This window comes from Bradyrhizobium sp. 137 (genome assembly GCF_023074095.1).
Lineage (GTDB): Bacteria > Pseudomonadota > Alphaproteobacteria > Rhizobiales > Xanthobacteraceae > Bradyrhizobium.
Window position 1 is genome coordinate 129,266 of record NZ_JADPKU010000127.1, and the last position, 24,191, is coordinate 153,456.

The 24,191-nt window shown below is 65.2% G+C and carries 19 protein-coding genes; 13 read left to right on the forward strand and 6 right to left on the reverse strand.

The genetic code is table 11. The annotated features are described in order from the left end of the window. Positions 1-201: 201 nt before the first annotated feature. The 3 genes from IVA78_RS31750 to IVA78_RS31760 all read left to right on the forward strand — a co-directional run bounded on the left by IVA78_RS31750 (position 202) and on the right by IVA78_RS31760 (position 3,105). On the forward strand, positions 202-1,014 hold the full coding sequence (locus IVA78_RS31750) for a UDP-2,3-diacylglucosamine diphosphatase (protein ID WP_247278723.1): 813 nt from the start codon (positions 202-204) through the stop codon (positions 1,012-1,014). After that, positions 1,014-2,057, forward strand: a complete 1,044-nt coding sequence (locus IVA78_RS31755) for a glycosyltransferase family 1 protein (protein ID WP_247421978.1) — start codon at positions 1,014-1,016, stop codon at positions 2,055-2,057. The genes IVA78_RS31750 and IVA78_RS31755 overlap by 1 nt, the downstream gene beginning before the upstream one ends. A gap of 64 nt (positions 2,058-2,121) precedes the next feature. Next, on the forward strand, positions 2,122-3,105 hold the full coding sequence (locus IVA78_RS31760) for a threonine/serine dehydratase (RefSeq protein ID WP_091892002.1): 984 nt from the start codon (positions 2,122-2,124) through the stop codon (positions 3,103-3,105). A 278-nt stretch (positions 3,106-3,383) separates the two neighbouring features. Here IVA78_RS31760 and IVA78_RS31765 read toward each other — a convergent pair whose 3' ends face one another. Further along, positions 3,384-5,138, reverse strand: coding sequence for a caspase family protein (locus IVA78_RS31765; RefSeq protein ID WP_247469387.1), 1,755 nt, complete (start codon positions 5,136-5,138; stop codon positions 3,384-3,386). A 165-nt stretch (positions 5,139-5,303) separates the two neighbouring features. On the opposite strand from IVA78_RS31765, the gene IVA78_RS31770 reads away from it, so the two are divergent. The 4 genes from IVA78_RS31770 to IVA78_RS31790 all read left to right on the forward strand — a co-directional run bounded on the left by IVA78_RS31770 (position 5,304) and on the right by IVA78_RS31790 (position 8,122). Beyond that, on the forward strand, positions 5,304-5,747 hold the full coding sequence (locus tag IVA78_RS31770) for an RbsD/FucU domain-containing protein (RefSeq protein ID WP_247421974.1): 444 nt from the start codon (positions 5,304-5,306) through the stop codon (positions 5,745-5,747). Between the two features lie 47 nt (positions 5,748-5,794). Next, complete coding sequence (locus IVA78_RS31775) at positions 5,795-6,190, forward strand: hypothetical protein (protein WP_247421971.1); 396 nt, start codon at positions 5,795-5,797, stop codon at positions 6,188-6,190. A gap of 823 nt (positions 6,191-7,013) precedes the next feature. After that, a complete protein-coding gene (locus IVA78_RS31780) occupies positions 7,014-7,481 on the forward strand; it encodes a phasin family protein (RefSeq protein ID WP_247469389.1) in 468 nt (155 codons plus the stop codon). Between the two features lie 443 nt (positions 7,482-7,924). Beyond that, positions 7,925-8,122, forward strand: coding sequence for a hypothetical protein (locus IVA78_RS31790; protein WP_247278715.1), 198 nt, complete (start codon positions 7,925-7,927; stop codon positions 8,120-8,122). Positions 8,123-8,252: 130 nt separating this feature from the next. Here the strand turns inward: IVA78_RS31790 and IVA78_RS31795 are convergent, their stop codons facing one another. Beyond that, a complete protein-coding gene (locus IVA78_RS31795; protein ID WP_247469391.1) occupies positions 8,253-9,029 on the reverse strand; it encodes a Crp/Fnr family transcriptional regulator in 777 nt (258 codons plus the stop codon). Between the two features lie 711 nt (positions 9,030-9,740). Beyond that, complete coding sequence (locus IVA78_RS31800; protein WP_247469393.1) at positions 9,741-11,165, reverse strand: hypothetical protein; 1,425 nt, start codon at positions 11,163-11,165, stop codon at positions 9,741-9,743. A gap of 75 nt (positions 11,166-11,240) precedes the next feature. Between IVA78_RS31800 and IVA78_RS31805 the strand changes: the two genes are divergently transcribed. Next, on the forward strand, positions 11,241-12,437 hold the full coding sequence (locus IVA78_RS31805; RefSeq protein ID WP_247469395.1) for a major facilitator superfamily domain-containing protein 6: 1,197 nt from the start codon (positions 11,241-11,243) through the stop codon (positions 12,435-12,437). On the opposite strand, the gene dgcA is transcribed toward IVA78_RS31805, so the two are convergent. After that, positions 12,407-13,402 (reverse strand): N-acetyl-D-Glu racemase DgcA, encoded by a 996-nt coding sequence (dgcA, locus tag IVA78_RS31810; protein WP_247469397.1) that lies wholly within the window; start codon positions 13,400-13,402, stop codon positions 12,407-12,409. The genes IVA78_RS31805 and dgcA overlap by 31 nt on opposite strands. A gap of 134 nt (positions 13,403-13,536) precedes the next feature. Here dgcA and IVA78_RS31815 point away from each other — a divergent pair, with 134 nt between their 5' ends. The 3 genes from IVA78_RS31815 to IVA78_RS31825 are packed head-to-tail and all read left to right on the forward strand — an operon-like array spanning position 13,537 to position 16,329. Beyond that, positions 13,537-14,670 (forward strand): ABC transporter permease, encoded by a 1,134-nt coding sequence (locus IVA78_RS31815; RefSeq protein WP_247449134.1) that lies wholly within the window; start codon positions 13,537-13,539, stop codon positions 14,668-14,670. A gap of 2 nt (positions 14,671-14,672) precedes the next feature. Further along, positions 14,673-15,443 carry an ABC transporter ATP-binding protein gene (locus tag IVA78_RS31820; RefSeq protein ID WP_247469399.1) on the forward strand — a complete coding sequence of 257 codons (771 nt, stop codon included), beginning with the start codon at positions 14,673-14,675 and terminating at the stop codon, positions 15,441-15,443. Between the two features lie 16 nt (positions 15,444-15,459). Then, entirely contained in the window at positions 15,460-16,329 is an 870-nt protein-coding gene (locus tag IVA78_RS31825; RefSeq protein WP_247421946.1) for an MlaD family protein, read from the forward strand. Between the two features lie 272 nt (positions 16,330-16,601). Here the strand turns inward: IVA78_RS31825 and IVA78_RS31830 are convergent, their stop codons facing one another. Further along, complete coding sequence (locus IVA78_RS31830) at positions 16,602-22,310, reverse strand: apolipoprotein A1/A4/E family protein (RefSeq protein WP_247469401.1); 5,709 nt, start codon at positions 22,308-22,310, stop codon at positions 16,602-16,604. A 398-nt stretch (positions 22,311-22,708) separates the two neighbouring features. On the opposite strand from IVA78_RS31830, the gene IVA78_RS31835 reads away from it, so the two are divergent. Both IVA78_RS31835 and IVA78_RS31840 read left to right on the forward strand, forming a co-directional pair. Further along, on the forward strand, positions 22,709-23,083 hold the full coding sequence (locus IVA78_RS31835) for an Hpt domain-containing protein (protein WP_247449130.1): 375 nt from the start codon (positions 22,709-22,711) through the stop codon (positions 23,081-23,083). A 169-nt stretch (positions 23,084-23,252) separates the two neighbouring features. After that, positions 23,253-23,573: a 2Fe-2S iron-sulfur cluster-binding protein gene (locus tag IVA78_RS31840; RefSeq protein WP_247278705.1), complete on the forward strand. Its 321-nt coding sequence runs from the start codon at positions 23,253-23,255 to the stop codon at positions 23,571-23,573. Positions 23,574-23,582: 9 nt separating this feature from the next. Here IVA78_RS31840 and IVA78_RS31845 read toward each other — a convergent pair whose 3' ends face one another. Next, a complete protein-coding gene (locus IVA78_RS31845; RefSeq protein WP_247469403.1) occupies positions 23,583-24,056 on the reverse strand; it encodes a thioesterase family protein in 474 nt (157 codons plus the stop codon). Positions 24,057-24,191: the final 135 nt, after the last annotated feature.

The following is a 24,191-nucleotide window of genomic DNA, read 5'->3' on the forward strand; positions in this document are numbered from 1 at the left end:
TCGCTCAAGCGGGAGAGGGAGCGGCCTGCCCTCCGGGCTTCCAGTGCGAACCTGATCTGGCTCTGCGCGCCATGTCGCCTGATTGTCGCATGCGACTGATATTCGCAGGGCAGGCGAGGCAAGGCGTGATTCGTATCGGAAGGTGCCTCAAAAGTTCAATCGGTCATCCCCCTGTCACGGGACATTGTTACAGGCTGGCGCATGGGAAGTTACGATGTGAGTGACGAGAGCCCGGAGCGGCGCTTTCGCACGTTGTTCATCTCCGACGTCCATCTCGGAGCCCGCGGTTCTCAAGCCGATCTTCTGCTGGACTTCCTGCGCTACCACGATGCGGACACCATCTATCTCGTCGGAGACATCGTCGACGGCTGGGCGCTGAAATCGAGCTGGCACTGGCCGCAATCCCATAACGACCTCGTCCAGAAGCTGCTGCGCAAGGCGCGCAAGGGCGCCAAGGTCATCTACATTCCCGGCAATCACGACGAGTTCCTGCGCAACTATTACGGCACGCATTTCGGCGGCATCGACGTGGTCGAGAACACCGTTCATACCGGCGTCGACGGCAAGCGCTATCTCGTCATTCACGGCGACATCTTCGACCTCGTGGTGCAGAACGCGCGCTGGCTCGCTCATCTCGGTGACAAGGCCTACGATTTCGCGATCCAGATGAACCGCCTCGTCAACTTCTTCCGCCGCTTGTTCGGCGTGCCCTATTGGTCGCTGTCGCAATGGGCCAAACAGAAGGTCAAGAACGCCGTGAACTATATCGGCGCGTTCGAACAGGCGCTCGCCGCCGAAGCGCGACGTCACGACGCGCACGGCGTGATCTGCGGCCACATCCATTACGCCGTGATCCGCGACGAGGCCGGCATTCGCTACATGAATTGCGGCGACTGGGTCGAGAGCTGCACCGCGCTGGTCGAGCACGACGACGGCCGTTTCGAGATCATCACCTGGGCGGATCATTTGCAGAAGCCGGCAACCGTCCCGCAGGTCGCGGCAAGAGCTGCCTGATGCGCATCTTGGTCGCGACCGACGCCTGGCACCCGCAAGTCAACGGTGTGGTTCGGACGCTGACCAAGCTGGCCGACGCGGCAGAGGGGCTCGGCGTCGCGTTCACGTTCCTGACGCCGCAATCGTTCCGCACCTTTGCGATGCCGAGCTATCGCGACGTGCGCCTCGCCATGCCGCGCCCGGCGCGAATTGCAAAGCTGATCGAAGAAGCACGCCCGGACAGCATCCACATCGCGACGGAGGGGCCGATCGGCCTGATGGTCCGCCGCTATTGCCGCCAGCGCAAGCTGCCGTTCACGACCAGCTTCCATACCCGCTTTCCAGAATATGTCCGTGCTCGCGTGCCGGTGCCGGGCTCGCTGATCTGGCGCGCGCTGCGCCGCTTCCATGCGCCCAGTCGCGCCGTGATGGCGGCCACGCCTGCGCTCGCGCGCGAGCTCGCCGAGCGCGGCTTCGACAACGTCGTGCTGTGGCCGCGCGGCGTCGATACCCATTTGTTCCATCCCCGCGCGATCGACCTCTGTCTGCCGGCGCCGGTGTTCCTCTCGGTCGGCCGGGTCGCGGTGGAGAAGAACCTTGAGGCCTTTCTCGACCTCGACCTGCCCGGCACCAAGGTGATCGTTGGTGACGGTCCGGCGCGGGCCTCGCTCGAAGAGGCCTATCCCGACGCGATCTTCCTCGGCGAGAAGCACGGCGAGGCGCTGGCGGAAATCTATGCTGCGGCCGACGTCTTCGTGTTCCCGAGCAAGACCGACACGTTCGGCCTGGTCCTGCTGGAAGCGCTCGCAAGCGGCTTGCCGGTGGCGGCCTTTCCGGTGAAGGGGCCCCGCGACGTGATCGGCAATGCGCCGGTCGGCGCGCTCGATCACGATCTGCGCAACGCCTGCTTCGCCGCGCTCGACATCTCCAGGCAGGACTGCGTCGCGTTCGCCGCCAATTACACCTGGGAGGCTTCGGCCCGGGCTTTCGTCGCCAGCATCGAGGGACTGGGCGCGGTGCTGCCCTGCCGGAACGGGGCGGAACAGCCGCGCTTCGTGGCCTAATCGACCAAAAATCCTCGCGGGGAGGTGTCTTGCTCGCGGCTCCCAGGCCGCGATAAGGTCTGATATGACCGAACAGCTCCTCCCGGTCGGCCCCGCCGACATCGACGCCGCAGCGCGCGTGATCGCGCCTTACGCCATCCGCACCCCGCTGTTGTCTTTCCCCGTGCTCAACGAGCGCGTCGGCGCGAAGGTCTTCCTGAAGCCGGAGATGCTCCAGCGCACCGGCTCGTTCAAGTTCCGCGGTGCCTTCAACAAGGTATTCTCGATTCCGCAGGACAAGCGCGCCGGCGGCGTCGTCGCGTTCTCCTCCGGCAACCACGCCCAGGGCGTGGCGGCCGCGGCGAAGATCCTCGACATGCAGGCGACCATCGTGATGCCTGCGGATGCGCCGCTGTCCAAGCGCGAGCGCACCAAATCCTACGGCGCCGAGGTCGTGCTGTACGATCGCGACCGCGACGACCGCGAGGCGATCTCGCGCGGCATTGCCGAGAAGCGCGGTGCGACGCTGGTCAAGCCGTATGACGATCCTTTCGTGATTGCGGGGCAGGGCACCGCCGGCCGCGAGATCGCCGAGGACATGGCGGGCCTCGGCCTTGCCCCCGACATCGTGGTGGCGCCGGCTTCCGGCGGCGGCCTGATCGCGGGCGTCGCGACGGCCGTGAAGGCGCGCTATCCGCTGGCCGAAATCGTAGTCGCGGAGCCGGAGGCGTTCGACGATCACGGCATTTCGCTGACCGCGGGTCATCGCGAGCCGCATCCGCCGGCAGGCCGCACCATCTGCGATGCGCTGATGGCCCTGATGCCCGGCGAGATGACGTTTGCGATCAACAGCAAGCTGCTCGCGCGCGGTGTCACCGCGTCGGATGCCGAAGTCGGTGCTGCCGTGGCGTTTGCCTATCGCGAGCTCAAGCTCGTGGTGGAGCCGGGCGGCGCCGTGGGCCTTGCCGCTCTGCTGGCGGGACGTCTCGACGTCGCCGGCAAGAACGTCGTCATCGTGCTCTCCGGCGGTAATGTCGATGCGGATCTGTTCGCCGAGCTGGTGGCTTAGCTAGCATCATTCCGGGGCGCGCATGAGCGCGGCCTGCGCCTCATGGCACAATCTGGAATGACCAGAAAGGGGCAGAGCGTTGCCGCTCTACCCCTTTCGCATTGTGCTTGGCGGATTCAGCTCGCCCCTTGCTCGGTGCAACCTCTCCCGCTTTGCGGGGGAGGTCGGCGCGAAGCGCCGGGTGGGGGCTCTTTCCTCTCGGGGGTCCTCGACTGTGGAAGCACCCTCCCCCAACCCTCCCCGGCAAGCGGGGGAGGGCGCGCACCTTCTCCGCGCGATCAGTGCATGAAGCTCCGGCGATTGTTGCCGCCCATGCTCGGCGCCTGGTTCATCGACTGGCGAAAGTTGTTGCCGCTGTTGACCATGCGGGTCGGCATCGAGTTGAGCTGCGGACGATTGTTCGCTACGTTATTCTGGACCTGCACCTTGTTCGCCGCATTGGTGTTGAGCTTCACGATACCGGTGTTGCCATTGTTGATGCGGATCGGGTGGTTCTGGTTCTGAACGGGCTTCGCCTCGACGTTCGGGCCGCCCTTGCCGACATTGACCGGCATGCTCACGATCTTGCCGGGTTTGCCGTTGGCGTTGCCGCCATTCGGCATGGTGTTGGTCGGCGCAGGCAGGGTGACGATCTTGCCCGGGGTCTGCGACGAAGTGCCGTTCTGCTGGTTCGGCTGGTTGTTGCCCGCCGGCAGGTTGACGATGTGGCCGCCATTGCCGAGCTTGCCGATCAGGTTGCCATCGAGCGGCTTCTGCACGACTGGCAAATTGCCGTTTACATGCGCGCCGCCATTGTCCTGCTGCATCAGCGGCATGTATTTGGGCTGACCGAGATTGCCGATCTTAAGCGTCGGGGCGATGTTCTGCGGCGCCAGGAATTTGGTCGCCTGCATCAACGGGATCTCCTTCGGCTGCGCCTGCAGCTTCAGCGCGACATGCGCATAGGGGCTGTTGCTGAAGCTGTCATGGAAGCTCTTGTAGGCAACAGGCGAATTCGCGAGCACAGCCTTGTGCCAGGCCTGCGAGATCAGGAGATTGTTGAGCAGCCAGCGGACGTGGTCGCAAAGCGGGTCGTGCGGGTACATCTGGATGAACTCCTGATAATATTCCGGCCGGCCCTCGGACACGACGTAGTCATAGGCCTGGCGGGTCGAGCGGCTCGGCAGGTTGGAGGCCATTTGCACCACTGGCGCTTTCACCGGCGCGCGGTTGGCGGCAACGGCGGTGTCGCCGAAGAAGGTGAAATCAGAGGTCAGCGACGAGCTTTCCCATGGGATTTGCGCACCGCTGGTGGTCTGGTTCACTTGCAGGCGCACGCGCTTGAACAGCTGCTCGATCGGCACGTTGGGCTCGCGCGCGACGTTCAGGAAGGCCTGCGTGTAGGGGCTGTGGCCGTTGGTGCCGTCGAGCGCTTCGGCCCCCGGTGCGGTCGAGTAGCCGACGATCGAGCCGTTCGGCGCATCGACAATGGCAAGGCCGCGGCCGGCGTCGTTGATCTGGGGGAAGGGGTTGTTGCGGCAGGCATCCAGGATGACGATGCGCATGCGGCTCGGGATCGTCTCCAGCGTCGACATCACGTCGACCAGGCGCACCGAATTGTTGACGAGCTCGGTCGGGCTCGAGACCTTGGCGTCGACGGGAACGAGATAGTTTTCGCCGGCGAGCTGCACGCCGTGACCGGCGTAGTAGACCATCGCCACCGTGTTCGGACCGCGCGAAGCGACCTTGGCGGAAAAGTCCTGGACGACGCGCAGCATGTCGTTCTGGGTCAAGTCGGTCGCGGCGACCACTTCGAAGCCGGCCGAGTTCAAGAACTGCGCCATCGATTGCGCGTCATCGTCGGGGTTCGCAAGGTGCGGCGCGTTCTGGTAGTTCGCATTACCGATCACCAGCGCGACCCGCTGCTCCGGGCCTTGCAGCACAGTGGGAGCCGGTGCAACCGGGGCGACTTGCGCGGAAACGGGTCCGCAGGCGAAGCCGAACAGGCTTCCCAGAAGACCCGCAGTCATCAGGAAATGCTTTAGGCGGAACATGGCGTGCTCCTTTGGCACTCATCTCGATGCGAGATTGGTTGCGAAGAAGCCTGACCGCGTTCGAGTTTGACGTCCGTGATCACGATCACGATGGTAGGCTCCGTGATCTGAATCACGTTTGGAACCTGCTATGGTTAGCCATCGCTTGGGAGGACAGTCCGTCACATGCTGAAATCGATCGATCCGATCCTGACACCCGACCTGCTCCGGCTGCTCGCCTCGATGGGCCACGGCGACGATCTCGTGGTCGTCGACGCGAACCATCCCGCAACCCGCATTGCCGCGGCGACCTCGTCGCAGCGCCTGATCCAGTTGCCTGGCATGCGCATGGAGACGGCCGTCCGCGCAATCATGACGCTCTATCCGCTCGACGATTTCGATCCCGATCCGGTGCGCGTGATGATGCCGGTGGACGATTCCGATCGAGTCCCGGACGTGCAGCGCGCCGTGTTGGCGGAGATCGAACGCGCGGCCGGCGGCCCCGTTGCTCCCGGCAAACTCTCACGCACGCATTTCTATCGCGCGGCGGCGGCGGGCTTCGGCGTCGTGCAGGTGGGCGACAGCCGAGCTTATGGCTGCTTCCTGATCCGCAAGGGCGTGATCAGCTAAGGAATCATTCTGCGCAACGTCGCGCAGAACTCTGCACCCGAATTTGAATGGCCTCCGCGCAACTGACCGACTATGGTCGATTCATGTCTCGCCTTGTGTGTCTATCTGTTGCTGTCATCCTGTCGCTGCTCCCTGCCGTCGCGCCGGCTGCGTCGATTCAAAAGCGGCCCAAGCCGGTCTGGCAAGGCTACGGCTTCCTGCCGGGCTATCGACAGCCGCTCAGCAACAGCATCCCGCTCTACAAGCAGAAGGACGCAATGCGTCGTCTGTCGCGCGCAGACCGGCGCCACTGGTACATCGACCCGGTACCTCAGTATTACCGTTGGGATGGCGAGTGGCACTATTTCGGCCGCCCCGGCTTCGGCGGCGGCCGCTACAATGGCGGCAGTTTCGGGCCATGCTGGACGCGAACGCCGATTGGCCCGATCTGGAATTGCGGGTAATTGCTCGCGCGGCGCTCTCGCGCCCCGGACGCAGCGCAGCGCTCCTTCGGCGGTGCGCTGCAGAGCCGGGGCACCGCGGGCCGATGCAGGTGGGACCGCAACGGCGCATTGGCGCTCCTGTCGCTATCCAAAGGCAAGCGGCGTCCCCGTTGCCATCGGGATGTCCTTTATACATTCCGCAATTCCTTGGCGCGCAGCCCCTCCGCGCGGCGCATGGACTACTGGTCACAGTCGGCTGCGTGTCGATGGCCGCTTGCCTTTGGCGGCGAGAGCAGTTGGACCCGAATCTCAGAGCCGCACCCCGATGGCCTGCGCATAACGACAAGGTCGGCTCGCGCCAAGGCTGGGTCGCGTCGTAGCGAGACGCGTGCTCGAGGGTAGAATGGCGCGCCGCTAGTTCCTTCGCCACGGCGATTTGCATTACGGCGACAGTGCTTCAACTGGACTGGGTCGGAGAGCTGGCCGGTTTTGGCGGCGATAGCATACTCCGAAATGGCGCGGCGCCCCGCCACCGACGCAGGAACGATTCAGAGCGCGCTCGCGCGGAGTGCCTCACACCCCTGACGAGGCTCCCACCGCACAGCACAATTCCTGTAGATATGACGACTGCGTGTCTTGACATCTGAGAGAAAAATTTCACCGAGAGTCGCACATCGAACCGACAGCGTCCGCTTGCTTCGCGCATGATGGCATCTCAGGGCCGGGGTTAAGAGCTCCTTTGAATCTGATCGAACACGGAAGCGGGGACATGTCCTCGCCTCCAGTCCCATGAGGCAAGTCAACCTCTCGGGAAATGATGCCGCTTGAGAACGAGGATGGTGCCGTGAGTGAAAGCGAAGTGAAAGTTGGACTGAACGGGACGAATGGTTACGCAATTCCGTTGTTCGGGTTCCCGAATATCCCGTTGCCTAGCGCGATCGGCGGTTTCGCCGAGCAGGGGGTCGCCAGCGCACAGCAAGGCTGCGAGAAAATCAAGGTCGCGTCGGCGGAGATGGCGGAAGCGCTGTGTGAGACGTATTCGAGCAATGCCAAGGGCGCAACCGACTACGCGGCCAAGCTGATCGAAATGTCGAACGCCAATACGGTGTCCGCGATCGACTTCTTCGCGCAGGCCCTGGGTAGCAAGTCAGTCCCGGATGTTTTCACCTTGTCCGTTGCGCAAGCGCGCAAGACCTTCGACACCGCGTCCGCCCAGAACAAGGAATTGTGGGGGCTTGGGGAGAAGCTTGCGAAAGAAGCCGGCGAGCCGATCAAGAAGTACTTCGCCAAGGTCCTGCATCCGCCCAGCTAAAAAGCTCTCGTCCAGGAGTCCTTCAGGAGGGAAACCGGCCCGTCGGAACAAGCCTCGCCACGAACATGCCCCCACATGCTCGACCGATAATGGCCGGGTGCGCGATGCCCCCCAAGTAGCCGCACCAATAAGAGGCGCAATGACGGGCCGGCCTTTGTTTCGGAATGCAAGCTGACGTGCAAAGGGAGGTCACATGGGAATGGTCATGATCAAATGCCCGCGAAGCGGCCGCGCTATCCCCACCGGCATCAAGGCCGATCGCGAGAGTTTTTTGCGCAGCATTGTGTTTTTCAGGCGCACCCATTGTCCGATCTGTCAGGCCGATCACGCCTGGTTTGCACAGGAAGGCTGGGTGGATGAGCCGAGCGCTCGCGCAGCGCCGCAGCCGTGGCACACGGCCTGACCGTCCCCACAGCTCGTGGATCGTAATCTGGAGGGACACGATGGCGCGGGCGCAAACAACCAATGCACGCTCCGTCTTCCTGATGCAGGCCAGAGAATTTCTTGACGAAGCACGACGACTGAAGCCGGGCCCCGCGCGCAACGAACTGCGCGAGGTGGCGGCGGTGCTGCGCGAGCTTGCGAAAATCGAGGCGCAATGCAAATCTGCAGGAGACAGTGATCGACCCGAGAGAACGTGATCAGGTTCGACGCTCCGTCCTTCTCTCTCCGGCAACTGGCTTTTAGTTCACCAGCGCCCTCCTGACTTCCCCGGAAGGAGGAGGGCAATCGTGCAAGGTTGCGGCGTGTCTCGACCCAATTGAAAGCAGCTTACCCTGCGCCGCCGGGTTCGCTGGTCAGGATTCGCCGATCTCGCGAAAAGGCCGTTTCGCGTGATCGGCCCATCCCCATCGAGAACACCTCCTCGATTTCGCGCCGCATGGTGTCGTGGCACTCGCAGGCGGCCGCCGCCAGTCGGGACCGGTCGATTTCGATCTGGCCTCTTCGATCAGAGATGATTGCAGCGGACGCGCGCAGATTGCGCATCAAGAGCGTCACCGTCGTTCGTCGGACACCGAGTATTTGCGACAGCTCCTGCTGGGTGAGCGGAAGGACGTCTTGGTCGACGCAGTCGCGCAACTGAAGCAGCCAACGCGACATGCGGGCTTCGACCGGATGCAGCGCATGGCAGGCCGAGCCGAGCTGAAACTGTATGAGCATCGCTCTAACGTGGCTCTGGATTGCGTGGCGGATCGCAGGGCTCCGGGCAAAAGCGGCGTGAAATCGCGACGCGGAAATCCGAGAGGCGGTGCCCGCCACCCGAACGATGGCGGTAATGGCCGAAGGCGACGGCCCCAGCACCGAAAGACTGCCTACGACCCCATCACGCCCGATCACTGCGGTTGCAACCGTCCGGCCATCCGCCATGTCGACCATCAGCGAGATGGCGCCGGCATGAGGAAAGAAGACGTAATCGACCTGCTCGCCCGCTCGCGAGAGCACCGCGTTGTGATCGAGGACGACCGTCTCCAGCTCGGGCGCCAGCAGATCGAAGTCTGATCGCGGAAGTGTTGCAAGAAGGCGGTTACCAAATCCGCCGGGAGCCATTACCACAGCGAAGCCGCGGTAACGCTTGCACCGCTTCCTCCATTCGAAGCGGCGCCGAACAGCGATCTCAACATTTGTTTAAGTCTGCTTTCTCTACACGCACTGATATCCAATTCATTTTCCAGACGCCTTCGCTCTCAACAACAATCTCAACGCTCAACCGCGCAACTCCACGATTTCGATGCAAGTGCACCGCGGGCAGCAATGCAATTGCAAAATGCGCATGGGTAAAACCCTACGGCCAGACGGAATCCCAGAGTTCCACATGCTTCGTTTACTGTTGCGCATTTAGCAATCCCAGTTTCGCTCGACATGGAACAGATCAACTTATCGAATGTGTCTGCGAATTGCTGTCCTACGCCGCAAACGCACTCACGATCTGGATAGTCACAAGCTTAATCTCCTCGCACCACGAGATGGTAGTGCGCTGCCGCCAAGATGTGCACTGACTTCGCAAGCCGAGACAGCATCAACAGCGAAACGGTTGTCGCGGAGCTACCTACGCGTCGACCGATGTGGACGCGTTGATTGCGGCTTGTTCCAAGTACGGCCGTGACGCGACGCTTGCGCGCAATCGGCAGACGACATCGTACAAAATCGCGAAGTCGGCGCCCATGTAGCAGCGGGGAACGTGGCTTCTGGGTCCCGGTTCTGCGTATCAATGCAAAGGGCGTTGCTGCTAATCCGGGACACGGAGTGGGGTGCTGAGGTTTACGAGAAGAACGCGATCTTCTCGGCCTGGGTCATGCGGCGGATGGGCGCGAGCGGGTCGTTCGCCGGCGCGCGAGGCTTCTGCAAGATGCCGCTGGCGAGGATGGTGGCGCCGAGCGAGGGCTCCGGCAAGGACGCGGACAGGGGCGAGGGCATCGGCAGCGGCGCGGTTGGCGCTGCCGCGAATGTTGCCGTGGCCGCCATCGCCGGGGCCTGCTGCTCCATCACTTCGGCGGCAGCTTCCGCGATGGCGTCGGTGAGGCGCGCGAGCGAGTCCATCGCGATCGGCGCGTCTGCGGGCTCTTCCTCGACCGCTGCGACGACCGGCTCTGGCGGGATCGGCTCCGGCAACTCCGCCATAACGGGAGCTGCGACCTCGGCAGCTGCCGGCTCCGGAGCGACCGCTTCATTCTCCACCGGCTCGATGATCTCGTCGAAATCGGAGTCGGGCGCGGCCATTTCCAGCGCGATGGCCTCGAGGATGGCTTCGTCCTCGGCTTCCGCGGCGGCATCGAGCGCGAACGCGTCGGTTGCTTTCCTCAAAGCGGCCGGTTCAGTGGTCGGTTCTTCAAACGAGGCGCCTTCAAGCTCGGCATCATCAGGCACAACATTGTCGAGCGCAGCGTTTTCGGCAGCGATCTGGCCTTCGGGGACGATCTCCGGCGCGACTGCGGCGTCCATGGCCCGCTCGGCAACGGCAGACGTCTCAGTGATGCCTGTTGCTTCGACCTCAGGGGCGGCTGCGATGTCCTGCGGCGCCTCCGTAGAAGCCACGGGGGCTTCGCTCGCCATCGCGCCAGGTGCGACTTCGGCAGGCGGCAGGTCTGCCGCGGACGACGGCGCCTCCTGCCTGGGAGCCGGCTCGTAAGGCGCCGCTTGCGGCGTAGCGCCGCCGTCGAGCTGCTCGACCCGATCCCTCAGCAGATCGAAGGCAGCCTGGAGCTCGACGCGGGGGTCGATGGTCGAAATCTGTCCGCAGGCCGCCTCGATTGAGGCGAGCTGCGAATCAATGAGGTCGCAGATTCGCCCGTCGGCGCCGATCTCGCGCCAGCGCCAGGAGATCTCCTTGATGATACGCACCCCGCGCGGGATCGGCGCGAGGCTCGCCTCGATCGCGGCGGGATCGAACGCCGCGATCGCAATCGTCTCGGCCTCGCGGATGGCGCGGCGGATCTCGACCAGCGCCTCGGGCAGGCGGTCCTCGACGACGGGTTGTCGCTGTGCCGCAAGGGTTTCTTCGATCTTCGCAACCGCATCGAGCACCATGCGGGTGTCGGCATTGCGGTTGCGCTTGGCATATTCGCCGAGGAACCAGCGGCCGCGCGCGGTCTCCATGAAGGCTTCGCGGATCGCGTCGTAATCCTGCTCGTTCGGCTCGGCCGCGCGGGCAGACATGGGCGAAAGGGCGAATGCTTCGTTGGCCATGACAATCTCGTCGCGCAAATCACCGCGCGTTACTGTAACGATCACCACGATATCGACCGAATCGCAATTGGTTTGATGGCAGGCGAATCACAAATCCCCATGGCGGAAGCCAAGAAGCGGCGATTCGCCGTGAGCCTCGCCCTGTTCTATTCGGCCGTCTTCGCGGTCTCGGGCACGCATCTGCCGTTCTTCCCGGTATGGCTGAAGGCAATCGGCGTCGACGCGGCCTGGATCGGCCTCATCAACGCGCTGCCGGCGATCACGCGCTTCACCACGCTGCCGCAAGTGACCGCCTTTGCCGAAAAGCGGCAGGCTATTCGCGCCGCCATGATAGTGTCGGTGCTGGCGACGGCGATCGGCTTTACCGCGGTCGGCTTGCAGCAGCAGCCGCTGGCCCTGTTCCTGATCTATGCGCTAACGTGCATGATGTGGACGCCGACGATGCCGCTGACCGATGCCTACGCGCTGCGCGGTGTCGCGCGTTACGGGCTCGATTACGGGCCGTTGCGGCTGTGGGGCTCGGCGGCGTTCGCCGCAGGCTCGCTCGCCTGCGGCTATCTGATCGACAGCATCGCGCCACGTGATCTGATCTGGGTCATCGTCGCATGGGCCGTCGTGGCGGTTCTCGCCAGCGTGCTGCTTCAGCCGCTCGACGAGGTCAGGCGCAGGACCGCCGAGACGCATGCCGGCAAGGCCTTGCTGCGCGATGGCGGCTTTTGGGCGATCATCGCCTCGGCGGCGCTGATCCAGGGCAGCCACGTCGCCTATTACACCTTCTCGGCCATCAACTGGCAGCTCCAGGGTCTCGGCGGGCTGACGATCGCGGCCCTGTGGACGCTGGGTGTGATCGCGGAGATCGTCGTGTTCGCCCTTTCGCCGCGCTTCTCGCTGCATCCGTCCACGATGATGGCGATCGGGGGGCTCAGCGCCGTGGTGCGCTGGATCGTTACCGCCAACGAGCCGCCGCTGATGCTGCTCGCGATCGTGCAACTCGGCCACGGTCTCACCTTCGGCATGACCATCGTCGGCACCATGAATCTCCTGGTGCAGCGCGTGCCGCCGCACCAGATCGCGCGGGGACAGGGCTACTACGCCGCATGCAACGGTCTATTGGGCGCAACGACCTCGATCGCGTCAGGCGCGATCTACGCCCGCATCGGCGACGGCCTGTATTACGTCATGGCCGCGATGGCCGCTGCCGGTGCGCTGGTGATCTGGTCGGCGCGGCACCGGCTCAAGCCTTATCCCCAGAGCGAAGCGCCCGGCGGGTAAACCAGGCTGTCGTCATAACGCAGGCCGTGATCGCGATCGCGCGCCAGCAGCAGCGGGCCGTCGAGATCGACGAAGCGCGCCTGCGGCGTCACCAGCATCGCAGGCGCCATCGACAGCGAGGTCGCGACCATGCAGCCGATCATGATCTCGAAGCCGAGCGACCGCGCGGCATCAGCCATGGCGAGCGCCTCGGTGAGGCCGCCGGTCTTGTCGAGCTTGATGTTCACGGCGTCGTAGCGCGCACGGAGGGACTCGAGCGACGAGCGGTCGTGCACGCTCTCGTCGGCGCAGACCGCGACCGGACGCTTGATCCGTGCCAGCGCCTCGTCCTTGCCAGCGGGCAGCGGCTGCTCCACGAGCGTGACGCCGACGTCGGCGCAGGCGGCAAGATTGTGCTCCAGATTGGCCTCGCTCCAGGCCTCGTTGGCGTCGACGATCAGCTCGGATTCGGGTGCGGCCTTGCGTACCGCCGCGATCCGCGCCGGATCGTCTTCGCCGCCCAGCTTGATCTTGAGCAGCGGCCGGTGTGCGGCCTTGGCGGTTGCCGCGGCCATGCTCTCGGGCGTGCCGAGGGAGATGGTGTAGGCGGTCGTACGCTCGCCGGGCTCCGGGCGGCCCAGCAGGTTCCAGGCGCGCAGGCCGGCCATCTTGGCCTCGAGGTCAATCAGGGCGCAATCTAGCGCGTTACGAGCCGCTCCAGGCGGCATTGCCGCCTGGAGGGCCTGCCGCGTCAGCCCGCGCGCCACGGCCTGCTGCATGGCCTGAATGGCGCCGAGCGTCGCCTCCGGAGTCTCGCCGTAGCGGGGGTAGGGCACGCACTCGCCGCGGCCGGTCAGCCCGTCCTGACTGACCTCCGCCACGACGGTCACGGCCTCGGTCTTGGCCCCCCGGCTGATGGTAAAGCTGCCGGCAATCGGAAAGCGTTCGATTCGTGCCGCCAGGGAGACAAGTTTGCTGGAAGTCATTTTGAACTCTGGCGAAATCTGAACCTGCTGGTTACCTCTAGCAACTAATAGTGGCCAGTTGGGGATACCTTCTCTAGGTAAGGGCGCGTGCGCAACCTTCTGTTTTCCTCCGTCCCGGCAGGGGAGCGGACATCTTGAGCGGCGATCCGAAGCTGGAACGGGTTGCCAAGGGCAATGCGCTTGCACTCTGCGCCACCGGGACCTGGACCGCGAGCTTCGCGCCGGTCCTGGAGCGGCTGGTGGCCGATGCCGAGCAGCTCGCCGGCAGCCCCCAAAGCATTTTCATCGACGTCTCCGAGGTCGCCAAGCTCGACACGTTCGGCGCCTGGCTGATCGAGCGGCTGCGCCGCAGCCTGACGAAAGGACCTGTCGAGGCCCAGATCGCGGGGCTCTCCGCCAATTATTCGAGCCTGGTGGACGAGGTGCGGCGGGTCAGGGCGACGCCCGTGGTCGACGGCAGCACGATCACCATCATCGGCATGCTGGAGCAGATCGGCCGGGCGGTCGCCGGCGTTGCCGGTACGATGGCGGGCCTCGTCGACATGCTCGGCGCGGTGCTCGCCGCGGGCTTTCGCGTCCTGATCCACCCGCGCTCGTTCCGCCTGACCTCGACCGTGCACCACATGGAGCAGGTCTGCTGGCGCGCGGTGCCGATCATCGTGCTGATCACCTTCCTGATCGGCTGCATCATCGCCCAACAAGGCATCTTCCATTTCCGGAGGTTCGGCGCCGATATCTTCGTCGTCGACATGCTCGGCGTGCTGGTGTTGCGCGAGATCGGCGTGCTGCTGGTCGCGATCATGGTCGCCGGCCGCTCGGGCAGCGCCTACACCGCCGAGCTCGGCTCGATGAAGATGCGCGAGGAGATCGACGCGCTGCGCACCATGGGGTTCGACCCGATCGAGGTGCTGGTGCTGCCGCGCATGATGGCGCTCGTGATTGCGCTGCCGATCCTCGCTTTCCTCGGCGCGATGGCCGCGCTCTATGGCGGCGGGCTCGTCGCCTGGCTTTATGGCGGTGTCCAGCCGGAGGCCTTCTTGTTGCGGCTGCGCGACGCCATCTCGATCGATCATTTCATCGTCGGTATCGTCAAGGCACCCGTGATGGCCGCGGTGATCGGCATCGTCGCCTGCGTCGAAGGGCTCGCCGTACAGGGCAGCGCGGAATCGCTCGGACAGCACACGACCGCGTCGGTGGTGAAGGGCATCTTCTTCGTCATCGTCATGGACGGCATCTTCGCCATCTTCTTCGCCTCGATCGGGATGTGACGATGGCAGGCGAGATCCAGAACCCCATCATCCGAGTCCGCGATGTCACCGTGCAGTTCGGCGCAACGCGCGTGCTCGATGGCCTCAACCTCGACGTCAAGCGCGGCGAGATCCTTGGCTTCGTCGGTCCCTCGGGCGCCGGCAAATCGGTGCTGACGCGCACCATCATCGGCCTCGTGCCGAAGGTCGCAGGCTGCATCGAGGTGTTCGGCGTCGACCTCGATTCTTCCAGCACGTCGCAACGGCGAAATGTCGAGCGGCGCTGGGGCGTGCTGTTTCAGCAGGGCGCGCTGTTCTCCTCGCTCACGGTGCGGCAGAACATCCAGTTTCCGATGCGCGAATACTTGCGCGTGTCGCAGCGGCTGATGGACGAGATCACCATGGCCAAGCTGGCCATGGTCGGTCTCAGGCCGGAAGTTGCCGAGCGCTTCCCGTCCGAGCTCTCCGGCGGCATGATCAAGCGCGTGGCACTCGCCCGTGCACTGTCGCTGGATCCGGATCTCGTCTTCCTGGACGAGCCGACCTCGGGCCTCGATCCGATCGGCGCCGGCGACTTCGACGAGCTGGTCAGGACGCTCCAGCGCACTTTGGGACTGACCGTTTTCATGGTAACGCACGACCTCGATAGCCTTTACACAGCATGTGACCGCATCGCCGTTTTAGGGAACGGTAAGATCATTGCAGCAGGGTCGATCGCCGACATGCAGGCCTCGCAGCATCCCTGGCTGAGACAATATTTCCATGGCAAGCGCGCCCGCGCGGTGATGGGCTGAGGTGCCGGAGTAGCTGATGGAAACGCGCGCAAATTACGTGCTGATCGGGTCGTTCACGCTGGCGGTGATCGCCGCTGCGTTCGGCTTCGTGCTGTGGTTTCAGTCGCTGCACACCACCAAGCAGCGCAGCCCCCTGCGCGTCGTGTTCGAGGGCCCCGCGGCGGGGTTGCGCAACGGCGGCAGCGTCAATTTCAACGGAATTCGGGTGGGTGAGGTGGTCTCGGTGAAGCTGGACAACCCGCGGCGGGTCGTCGCACTCGCCATGATCGAGAACAACGCCCCGATCCGCAAGGACACCCTGGTCGGGCTCGAATTCCAGGGCCTCACCGGCGTCGCCGCAATCTCGCTCAAGGGCGGCGACGAGGCCGCGGCCCCGCCGCCGCTCGACCAGGACGGCATCCCGACGCTGACGGCGGATCCCAACAAGCTCCAGGACGTCACCGAGGCGATCCGCGGCACGCTCCAGAACATCAACAAGATCGTCGCCGACAATCAGGAATCGGTGAAGAACTCGCTGAAGAATTTGGAGACCTTCACCAACTCGCTCGCTCGCAACTCCGAGAAGATCGATGGCGTGATGGCCAAGGTCGACGGCGTGATGCTCAAGGCCGACAATCTCATGCTCGGCCTCAACACGCTGGCCGGCGGCAAGGACGGCGGCGAGCTGTTCCAGGCGGTGAAGTCGATCCGCGAACTGGCCGAGGATTTCGATAAGCGCTCCGGCGCGCTGATGAGCGATGGCCGCCGCACTCTCGGCGACATCAGTCGCGCCGTGAACAATTTCGACCGCAACCCGACCCGCGTCCTGTTCGGCGCCAGCAACTCATCGCAACCCGCCCCGCCGCCCGAGCCGCCAAAGCCGGCGGCGAGCGAGCGCAGACGATAGTTGGCGAGGTGTTCGCGTGTCGCTCACCATCGTATTGTGAGCGCCAGGTCTCGTGTCCCGGACGCGCTGCAACGCCCTTAGCGTTGCTGCGCAGAGCCAGGACCCAGAAGGCAACACGGTGTGATGTGCGACATTGGCCCCGGCTCTGCAGCGCACCGCCGAAGGGGCGCTACGCTGCGTCCGGGGCACGACAGCGAGGATGCCGCCCAAAACCAAAACGGAGGCCGTGAGGCCTCCGTTTTCATCCGCTAATCGGTAACGCTACGAGCCGCTCACCCGAGCCGTCCCGCCGCGTGGGCCAGCAGCGTGTAGACCAGCCCCGTCTCCGAGGTCAGGTGGCTGCGCAGCTCCTGCGGGCCGCGGCCGTCGCGGGCGACTTCGTCGAGCAGGCGCTCGAACTCCGCGATGTAGCGGTCGACCGTGCCCTTGAAGTTGCGGTCGGCGCGATACTTGCGGGCGACCTCGTCGAAGGCCTTCTGGCCGGCGGGCGTGTAGAGGCGCTTGGTGAAGGCCTTGTTCTCGCCGCGCTGGTAGCGGTCCCACATCTCGGCGGCGAGGTTGCGGTCCATCAGCCGGCCGATGTCGAGCGACAACGATTCCAGCGGATTGCCACCACCTTGCAGCGCCTGCGGCTGCGGAGCGGGTGCCGCGCGGCCGCGGGGAGCCTCACGGCCGGCCGAGGCGGCAGGACCCGTGTCGGCGCGGTTGAGCAGGTCCGACAGCCAGCCGTCGCGGCCCTGGTCGTTGCCGGCAGGCGCGACCGACGGCGCTTCGGTGCGGCGCGCAGCCGGCATGCCGAGATCCGGCGGCGGCAGCGTCGAGGCGCTGCCGGTGTCGCGCATGCGGGTCTCGGTGGCGCGGCCTGCGACTGCGGCCAGCACCGCCGGCTCTTCCTGGCGCTGCACGCTGCCGCGGCTCGTCGTGGTGACGTCGAGGCCGCGGCCATGCTGGGCTACGATGCGGTTGAGCTCGGCGAGCGCCTCGATCTGGTCGACGATCACCTTGCGCATTTGCGCGGTGCTTTCGGCAGCCTCCTGCGGCATCTCGAGCACGCCGCGGCGCAGCTCGTTACGGGTGGATTCGAGCTCGTTGTGCATCTCGAGCGCCATCTGCTTCATGCTTGCGACCAGATTGCTGAAGCGCTCGGTCGACTGCTTGAACATCGCATCCGCCTCGTCGGTGGTCTGGCGGTAGATGTCGTGCATGGCTTCGATGGTCTGGCGGTGCTCCTCTTCGGACGCCGCGCGCACCGCCTCGAACTGGCGGGTGATTGCGGCAGAGCCTGCGCCGGCGGTCTCGGCGACGACGCGGGCGATGTCGCGGGCACGCTCTTCGGCTGCGGCCAGCGATTCATCGAGCAGGCCGGTGAAGCGCGACAGGCGCTGGTCGAGATCGGCCGTACGCAGGTCGATTGTGGTGACGAGCGATTCCAGCGCCTGCTTGCGCTCGGCGAGCGAGGCGGTGGTGTTCTTGTTACTCTGCTCGACGACCTGCGCGGCCTCGACAAGCGCCTTGCCATGCTTGTCGAATTGGGTCGACAGCTCGCCGAGGTCCTGGAGCGCCTTCGTGGTCTTGCTGTTGAAGACGTTGAGCTGGTCTTCCAGGTTCTGCGTCGCGGCGCCGTTGCGCGAGGTGACGTCGTTCATCGCCGAGACGAAGTCGGCGACGCGCGTCACCAGCGCCCGCTCGAGCGAGTTGAGGTTGTCGTGCGCACCGGTCAGCACCTCCTGAAGCAGGATGTTGCCTTCGCGCAGCCGCTCGAACAGCGCCACCGTGTCGGTGCGTAGGATCTTGCTGGTCTCCTGCATCTCGGTCACGGCCGCGATCGAGACCTGGCGCGACTGGTCGATCGCCGAGCGCGAGGCCTGCTCGAGGTCCTTGAGCGACTTGCCGACCGCGCCGGTGGCGATCTCGCTCGCCGTATTGATGGCGCGGGCGACTTCCGAGCCGTTGCCCATCATAGTCTGCGAGAATGCCTGGCCGCGCGTCTCGATCGACTTCAGCGCGTCGGAGGTGACGCGGTCAATGTCGAGCGTGAGCTGGTTGGTCTGGGAGCCGATCGCGTCGACCAGGGCGCCGCGCTTGGCGTCGATCATGTTCGACAGACGGTCGGCCTGCTGCTGCACATAGGTGACGATCTCGTCGGTCTTACCGGTCATGGCCTGGCCGAAGCTGCTGCTGGCGGCGAGCACCGAGCGCTCGACGTCGGCCGAACTCGACTTGACCCGCGAGCTGGCCTCGTTAGAGGCGGATATCAGCGCGTTCTGGGCGCTGAGCGCGCTGGTCTGGATGTCGTTGGTCGCGTTCGCGGCGGCTGCGCTCAGTGTACGCTCGATCTCGGTCGAGATCGTGCGGATCTGGCTCGCGGCATCCGCCGAGGTCGAGGTCAGCGAGGTCTGCGCCTCACGCGCGCTGTTGAGGATCGTCGAGGCGGTGTCGGCGCCGACCGCGGTCAGCGTGCGCTCGATATCCGTGGTCAGCGACTTGATCTGGCTCGCCGCGTCGGTCGAGGCGGAGATCAGCGTGCCCTGGGCCTCGCGGATACCGCTGGTGAGCGCTTCGATGGTGGCGCCGCCGGCGGTTGCCAGCGCGCGCTGCATCTCGGCCGCGAGCGAACGCACCTGGCTGGTCTGCTCGGCCGAGACCGTGAGCAGGGTGCTCTGGGCGTCGCGGGCGCTGGTGGTGATCGTCTCGGCGGTCGACTGGCCGACCTGCGAGAGCGAACGATGCACTTCGGCCGCGAGCGACTTGACCTGGCTCGCCGCATCCGAGGACGCCGTGACCAGCGTGCTCTGGGCCTCGCGGGCGCCGCTCATGATGGTCTCGGCGGTCGAGGTGCCCGCCATCGAGAGCGAGCGCTGCACATCGGAAGACAGCGCCTTGATCTGGTTGGCGGTCTCGGTCGAAGCCGCGATCAGCGCGCCCTGCGCATCGCGGGCGCCGGCGACGATCGACTCCGCTGTGGTGGTGCCGGCCAGCGACAGCGAACGCTGCACGTCGGCGGTGAGCGTCTTGACATGGTTGGCCGCATCCGAAGAGGCGGTGACGAGCGTGGTCTGCACCTCGCGGGCGCCGGCCAGGATCGAGGCCGCGGTCGCCGAGCCCGCTGCGGACAACGTGCGTTCGACGTCGGCCGCGAGCCCCTTGATCTGGTTGGAGGCATCGCCCGATGCGGCGACCAGGGTCGACTGCGCCTCGCGGGCGCTGGTCAGGATCGAGTTCGCAGCACCGGTGCCGACGGCGGTCAGCGCGCGCTCGACCTCGGACGAGGTCATCTTGAGCTGGGCGTTGACGTCGGAGGAGACCGTCAGCAGCGACTGCTGAGCGGTGCGCGCGCCGGTCTGGATGGTCTCGCTGGTGTTGACGACGAGGTTGGTGAGCGAGCGTTCGGCGTCCTCGACGTGCGAGCGGATCGCGGTCGAGATCATCTCGGCGCGGGACATCATGTCCTCGCTGGCCTGGCGTCCGCTGCTCTCGATGCGGCCGGCGACCGCCTCGACGCGCGAGCCGAGCAGGTCCTCGAACTGCGCCACGCGCACGTCGATGTCGCTCGCGACCGAGCCGACCTTGGTCTCGATGGCGTGGTGGATCTCCTGGAAGCGCGCCGTGACCGTGTCGGACAGATGCGCGGTGCGGCCGTCGATGACCTCGGTGACGCCGGTGATGCGGCGGTCGACGGCCTCGATCGCCTGCGCGGTGCCGTCCGTGAGGGTCGAGGTCAGCAGCGTGAGGCGCGTGTCGATCGACTGCACGGCCTGCGAGGCGCCGTTCGTCACCGCGGAGGTCAGGTAAGTGAGGCGGGAGTCGATGGATTCGAGCGCCTGCGACGCGCCGCCCGTCAGCGTCGTCGTGAGATGCGTTAGCCTCGTGTCGATCAACTGGATGGTCTGCGATGCGCCGTCGGTCAGAGAGGTGGTGAGGTGGTTAAGGCGCGCGTCAATGGTTTCGATGGCCTCCGATGCGCCGCCGGTCAGCGACGTCGTGAGGTAGGTGAGGCGGGTATCGATTGACTGGATCGCCTGCGCGGCGCCCTCGCTCAGCGACGTTGCCAGCGTATTGATGCGTCCGTCGATGGTTTCGGTCATGGACCTGGCGCGGGTGTCGAACGACTGTTCGAGCGCGGCGACGCGGCCGACGAGCTGCTGGTCGAAGGTCCTGATGTGGCCTTCGATCGTGCCGTCGAGGCTGGCGATCTTGCCGTCGAGCGAGGCGTCGAGGTTGCTGACGCGTTCCCCGACCGTGGTCTCGAATTGCACCAGCCGCTGGTCAAGCACGGCCGTGATCTGGCCGCCGTTAGACGTGAAGCGGGTGTCGAAATTGTCGACATAGGTCTTCAACGTCTCGGCGATGTCCTGCGTGCGCTGGCCCATGCGCTCGACGATCTCTCCGCCGAAGGTCTTCACGGTGCGGTCGAACTCGGAGATGTGGCGCGTGATCAGCGCGCCGAGCGTGCCGGAGTCGCGGGCGAACTTCTCGACCAGCTCGGTGCCCTGGTTCCTGACGAGCTCGTCGAAGGCGCTCATCTGGAGCGACAGCGAGTCGTGCGCAGTCTCGGTCTGGCTGACGACCTTGGCGACCAGGCTGTTGACGGTGGCGTCCAGCGCCTCGCTCGCCTTGTCGCCGCTCGTCATGATCTGGCCGGCGAGCCGGTTGCCGGCGTCGTCGATCTTGGCAGAGATGTCGTTGGAACGCAGCTCGAGCTCGAGCAGCAGCGAGTCCGACGAATTCTTCAGGGAATCATGCACCTGCTCGGTGCGCGCGGAGATGCCGTCGACGATCGCGGCGGAGCGCTGCTCGAACTCGCCGGTGATACGGTCGATGCGCTCGTTCAGCATCTCGTGGACGCGGTCGGCGAGATCGACGAATTCGTCGTGGACGTGGCCGGTCTTGAAGTTGAGGCTGGTGGTCAGCCGCTCGCTGGCGTCGAGCACGGCGCGCGTGGTCTCGTTGCTGGCCTCCTCGAGGCGATCGAGCAGGTCGCCGCCGCGCTCACCGAGCGCCAGGATCATGTTGTCGCCGGCATTGCTCAGCGCCTGGGTGATGTGGGCGCCGCGCTCTTCCAGCGCGCCGGTGATGGACTTGGCGACCTCGTCGACGCGCGAGGCGATCGCGTCCGAGATCAGTGCGATGTCGTGGCGCAGGTCGATCTGCACCCCGGAGATGGCGCTGCGGACCTGCTCGGCCTGGCCGACCAGGTTGTCGCGCTGATGCGCGATGTCCTGGAGCAGGGCGCGGATGCGCACCTCGTTGTCGGAATAGGCCCGCTCGAGCGCCGCGACCTCGTTGGCGACCAGCGTCTCAAGCTCGCCGGCGCGCGCAATGGCGCGCTCGATGCCGTCGCCCATCGCTGCGACCTCACGGCGGATGGCCTGGCCGACGGTGACCATGGAATCGGAGGCCGAGCCTTCCGGCTCGGAGAAGCGGATCGCGACCTGCGCCATCGCCTGCGCGATCATGCGCATTTCCTGGCCGCGCCAAACGAGGCTCGCCAGGAAGTAGAACAGCATGATCGGCGCGAAGAACATCGCGATCAGGCCGGCAATGACGAGCACGCCACCGCTCTGGCCCATGGCGGCCTGGATCGAGGGCAGGAAGCCGAATGTCAGCGCGGCGCAGGCGGCGAGCCAGACGCCGGCGAAGATGGTGGCGAAGGTGTAGACGCTGCGGGCAGGGCGGCCCCTCTGAAGCGCCTGGAGCAACTGGCCGATGGTCTCACGGTCGTCATTGGCTGCGCGGCGCGAGGTGCGCGGCTCCTCGATCGGGTCGAACGCAGTTGCTCGTTCGTTGGCGGCGGGGCGCGGCTCGAAGCTCGGCTCGTCGAAGTTCGGAGGCGCGGGCGGCCCCACCGGAGGCACCGTCTCGTTGCGCATCGCCGCGTTGCGGCTGGTATCCGCAGCGGTGTCACTGATGTTCAGGGCTTCCTGGATCGCAGAAAGCGCAACTTCTGTGGGGTCTTTGGCCTTTTTCGGAGTGTTCGCCATGTTCAGTCCGAGCCCTCGTTACTTGTACGCGTCCCCCCGCGAGCCCTGCGCGATACGCAAGCCCACAGACCGGATCATGCCGCTTGCGCGGATCTCCGAGCCGTCCCCACCCGGACGGCTTGTCCGCCAATTTCTGCAACATCCTATTGGCAGAGCGTCGCGAATGAAATGCCTGCGATTAAGACAATGTTAATCATCGTTAACAGGATCGCGCCGTAACGCCTTAGCACCAAATGCAATTCTCCACCGAACTTCGCCAATTGCGGCAACTTCTCGTCAACAAATCGGCGGAATTGCGTAAAACGGCCCAAGCATTTCGTTAACCATTTTCATGCTTGGGTGAGAGGAACTTGACCGCCGGACCGGCGGGACGATCGCGCGCTGCCGGGGCCTGGGTCATGACGCCTGAACTGCAACGGATTGACTGGATGCCCTCGCCCCCGCTTGCACCCATCGACAGTCCGCTCGACCTCGATCACCTCGCCCGCATGACGCTCGGCGATGCCGAGCTGGAACGGGAAGTGCTGGCGATGTTCGCCGAGCAGGCGGTCCGCCTAGTTGCGGCGATGACGGCGCTGCCGGCCGAGGCGGGCGCACTGGCCCACAAACTCAAGGGCTCGGCACGCGGGATTGGCGCCTTTGCCGTGGCTGATGCCGCAGGCAGCCTGGAGACTGCGATCCGGACCGGCCATGGACGGCCCCACGCCCTTGCTGCCTTGAAAGAGGCGGTCACCGAGGCTCGCGCCGCGATCGAGGCGATGCTGAAGCCTTAAGGCGCGGACTGCCAGAACCAGGTTCTACTCATTTGTTTTGACGCGTTTTCTTCCCGCGAAGCGGGATTCGCCTCGCGCCGAAAACGCTATGGCGCCGGGCTGACCGACCCGTTATAGGACAGGCCGGGACCCCTCCTTCATTCCAAGCACCGCGGCAGCACGAGCACACATGGCCAAGATTCACTTTGTCGACCACAAGGGCGAAACCCGCACGGTGGAAATCGAGAACGGCGCAACCGTGATGGAAGCCGCCATCCGCAACAGCATTCCGGGCATCGAGGCCGAATGCGGCGGCGCTTGTGCCTGCGCGACCTGCCATGTCTATGTCGACGAAGCCTGGCGCGAGAAGGTCGGCAACCCGACGCCGATGGAAGAGGACATGCTCGACTTCGGCTTCGACGTGCGCCCGAACTCGCGCCTGTCCTGCCAGATCAAGGTCTCCGACGAACTCGACGGGCTCGTCGTCGCGACGCCGGAACGCCAGGCCTGATCCACTCGATTAGGTAACTATGTCCTCGCCGGCGACCTCGATGCCGCGCTTGTGCCAGGGTCTCAGCTTTGCGATCACTTCCGCTGTGAGCGGCGTCGGCCGCCGCGACGCTTCGTCGATCATCACGCCGACCGAATTCGCCGACGCGATGCACTTTCCTTGCGAGAATACGACTTGCTCGAAGGTCACCGACGTTCGTCCGAGCTTCACCACGCCAAGGCCCAGCTCGATGGTGTTCGGCCAGTGCAGCTCGGCGCGGAAATGGATGTCGAGCCGCACCATGATCCAGGCAAGACCCGGCGGCGTCAGCCCATATTCCGGGAGCTTCATCAGCGTGACACGGCCGGTCTCGAAATAGGTGGCGTAGACGGCGTTGTTGACGTGCTGGTTGGGATCGAGATCGCCGAAGCGCACGTTGTCGCTGAGGCGATATGGGTAGTCTTCCAGGCGCGGCGTCGTATCGAGGTGGCTTGGTGCGTTCACCGATTGATCTCCGTCATATCCTTGCTCGTTACAGCCCAGTTAGTTTGACCCGGCAAGTGGGTGCGGCTGCGGGGCGCTCCCGCTTTTATGCCTTCCCTGATCCATCCCCGTTGGCTAGACAGGCAGGGTCACCCT

Coding starts and splice junctions, on each gene's coding strand:
- IVA78_RS31750 (WP_247278723.1), top strand. CDS start 202: ATGGGAAGTTACGATGTGAGTGACGAGAGCCCGGAGCGGCGCTTTCGC.
- IVA78_RS31755 (WP_247421978.1), top strand. CDS start 1,014: ATGCGCATCTTGGTCGCGACCGACGCCTGGCACCCGCAAGTCAACGGT.
- IVA78_RS31760 (WP_091892002.1), top strand. CDS start 2,122: ATGACCGAACAGCTCCTCCCGGTCGGCCCCGCCGACATCGACGCCGCA.
- IVA78_RS31765 (WP_247469387.1), bottom strand. CDS start 5,138: ATGTTCCGCCTAAAGCATTTCCTGATGACTGCGGGTCTTCTGGGAAGC.
- IVA78_RS31770 (WP_247421974.1), top strand. CDS start 5,304: ATGCTGAAATCGATCGATCCGATCCTGACACCCGACCTGCTCCGGCTG.
- IVA78_RS31775 (WP_247421971.1), top strand. CDS start 5,795: ATGGCCTCCGCGCAACTGACCGACTATGGTCGATTCATGTCTCGCCTT.
- IVA78_RS31790 (WP_247278715.1), top strand. CDS start 7,925: ATGGCGCGGGCGCAAACAACCAATGCACGCTCCGTCTTCCTGATGCAG.
- IVA78_RS31795 (WP_247469391.1), bottom strand. CDS start 9,029: ATGGCTCCCGGCGGATTTGGTAACCGCCTTCTTGCAACACTTCCGCGA.
- IVA78_RS31800 (WP_247469393.1), bottom strand. CDS start 11,165: ATGGCCAACGAAGCATTCGCCCTTTCGCCCATGTCTGCCCGCGCGGCC.
- IVA78_RS31805 (WP_247469395.1), top strand. CDS start 11,241: ATGGCAGGCGAATCACAAATCCCCATGGCGGAAGCCAAGAAGCGGCGA.
- dgcA (WP_247469397.1), bottom strand. CDS start 13,402: ATGACTTCCAGCAAACTTGTCTCCCTGGCGGCACGAATCGAACGCTTT.
- IVA78_RS31820 (WP_247469399.1), top strand. CDS start 14,673: ATGGCAGGCGAGATCCAGAACCCCATCATCCGAGTCCGCGATGTCACC.
- IVA78_RS31825 (WP_247421946.1), top strand. CDS start 15,460: ATGGAAACGCGCGCAAATTACGTGCTGATCGGGTCGTTCACGCTGGCG.
- IVA78_RS31830 (WP_247469401.1), bottom strand. CDS start 22,310: ATGGCGAACACTCCGAAAAAGGCCAAAGACCCCACAGAAGTTGCGCTT.
- IVA78_RS31835 (WP_247449130.1), top strand. CDS start 22,709: ATGACGCCTGAACTGCAACGGATTGACTGGATGCCCTCGCCCCCGCTT.
- IVA78_RS31840 (WP_247278705.1), top strand. CDS start 23,253: ATGGCCAAGATTCACTTTGTCGACCACAAGGGCGAAACCCGCACGGTG.